The sequence below is a fragment of the Leisingera sp. F5 genome (assembly GCF_001593695.1).
In genome coordinates this window covers 1-2,052 of sequence record NZ_LUKH01000592.1, presented here as the reverse complement: position 1 = coordinate 2,052, position 2,052 = coordinate 1, and the positions used below count along the sequence as shown (strand labels likewise).

1 protein-coding gene is annotated in these 2,052 nt (G+C 64.1%); it reads left to right on the top strand.

What is annotated here, in order from left to right; genetic code table 11:
• Positions 1–1,874: 3-hydroxyacyl-CoA dehydrogenase NAD-binding domain-containing protein (locus A2I95_RS33630; protein WP_291736807.1), on the top strand; the 1,874-nt coding region annotated here is incomplete at its 5' end.
• Positions 1,875–2,052: the final 178 nt, after the last annotated feature.

Sequence of the window (2,052 nt, the reverse complement as noted above, 5' to 3'; positions counted from 1 at the left end):
CCCCCTATCTGCCGGGGCTGTGCAGCCGGATCGAGGCCTCACCGCTGATCGTGGTCTCTGCATTGCATGGCACGGCACTGGGGGGCGGGCTGGAGGTGGCCTTGGCTTCGCATTACCGGATTGCGGTGTCATCGGCCAGGATGGGGTTGCCGGAAGTGAATCTGGGCATTCTGCCAGGTGCGGGCGGCACCCAGCGGCTGCCGCGCCTGGCGGGGACCGAAGCGGCGCTGGAGATGATCACCTCCGGTCGCCATGTCAGCGCGGCGGAGGCGCTGGAAAAGGGAATAATCGACAAGATCGAAGACGGAGATCCGCGCGGGATCGGCCTTGCTTACGTGCAAGAGCTGCTGCAGATGGGCGCCCTGCGCCGGGCCGTTGGGGAAATGCGCGCGCCGGAAGCGGTGGATTTTGATGCGGCCTATACAGCCACGCTGAAAAAGGGCCGCGGCCAGCTGTCTTCGGCCACGGCTGTGCGGGCGGTGCAGGCGGCGGCTGAGGCAGAGAGTTTTGAGGCGGGCCTCAAGCGCGAGCGCGCGCTGTTCATGGAGCTGATGGAGTCTGATCAGCGGCAGGGGCTGATCCATGCCTTCTTCTCGGAGCGCGCGGTCAGCAAACTGCCGGAGCTGGAGGGCATCGCGCCGCGCGAGGTGGCTTCGATGGGGGTGATCGGTGGCGGCACCATGGGGGCGGGGATCGCCACTGCGGCATTGCTGGCGGGTCTGCCGGTGGTTCTGATTGAAATGACTGATGACGCCACGGCTGCAGCACGCGGCCGGATTGAAGGCAACCTGAAGGGCGCCCTGAAACGCGGCAAGATCACCGAGGCTCAATATGATCAACTGACCGGGTACGGGCTGACGGTGTCCACAGATTATGCTGCGCTGTCACAAGCGGATCTGGTGGTTGAAGCGGTGTTTGAGGACATGGGCGTCAAGCGCGAAGTATTTGGCAAGCTGGATACCCATTGCAAACCGGGTGCGGTGCTGGCGACAAACACTTCTTATTTGGATGTGGACGAGATTGCCGCCTCCATTTCCCGGCCGCAGGAAGTGATCGGGTTGCATTTCTTCTCGCCCGCGCATGTGATGAAGCTGCTGGAAGTTGTCGTGGCAAAGGATACCGCGCCGGAGGTGTTGGCGACCGGTTTTGCCCTTGGAAAGCGACTGAAGAAAGTTGCGGTGCGCTCGGGCATTTGCGACGGGTTCATCGGCAACCGGATCATGAACGCCTACCGCAAGGCGGCGGAGTATCTGGTGCTGGACGGTGCCTCGCCTTATCAGGTGGACGCGGTTGTAACCGGGTTTGGCTTCCCGATGGGGCCGTTTGCGATGGGGGATCTGGCCGGGCTGGACATCAACTGGGCCGCCCGCAAGCGACGCGCGCCGGCACGGGATCCGCGCGAACGGGTGCCGCGGTTCTATGAAATGCTCTGCGAGGGCGGCGATTTCGGTCAGAAGACCGGTAAGGGATTTTACATCTACGAGGAGGGCACGCGCGGCGGCGTGCCGAACCCGCAGGTGGCCGGGCTGATTGCCCGGGATCAGGAAGAGCAGGGTATCACCCCGTGGGACTTCCCGGACGCCGAGGTTTTGCGGCGCTATATGTGTGCCATGGTCAACGAGGCCGCCAAGGTGGTGGGCGAGGGCATTGCCCGCCGTCCGCTGGATGTGGATATGGTGATGCTGTTCGGCTACGGCTTTCCGCGCTTCTGGGGCGGGCCGCTGAAATGGGCGGATCTGCAGGGATTGGACGGCATTCTGGCGGATATCAGGGCTTACGCGGCAGAAGATGAATTTTTCTGGCAGCCCGCGCCGCTGCTTGAACAGCTAGTGGCAGACGGCAAAACCTTTGATGATCTGAACAAGGGCGGTTGAGGCGGGGGCGGGGCGCCTTTCCGGCCCGTCGAGGGCCGTCAAGGCGCGGCCCGGCTGTGCCGGGCTGGGCGCGCAAACGCTGGCCGTATCACGAAAAAGCGCCGCGCGGAACGCGCGGCGCTTGGCCCAACAAGAGCGGCGCATCTGTGATGCGCCTGGCGATTGACGGGAGTTGCCC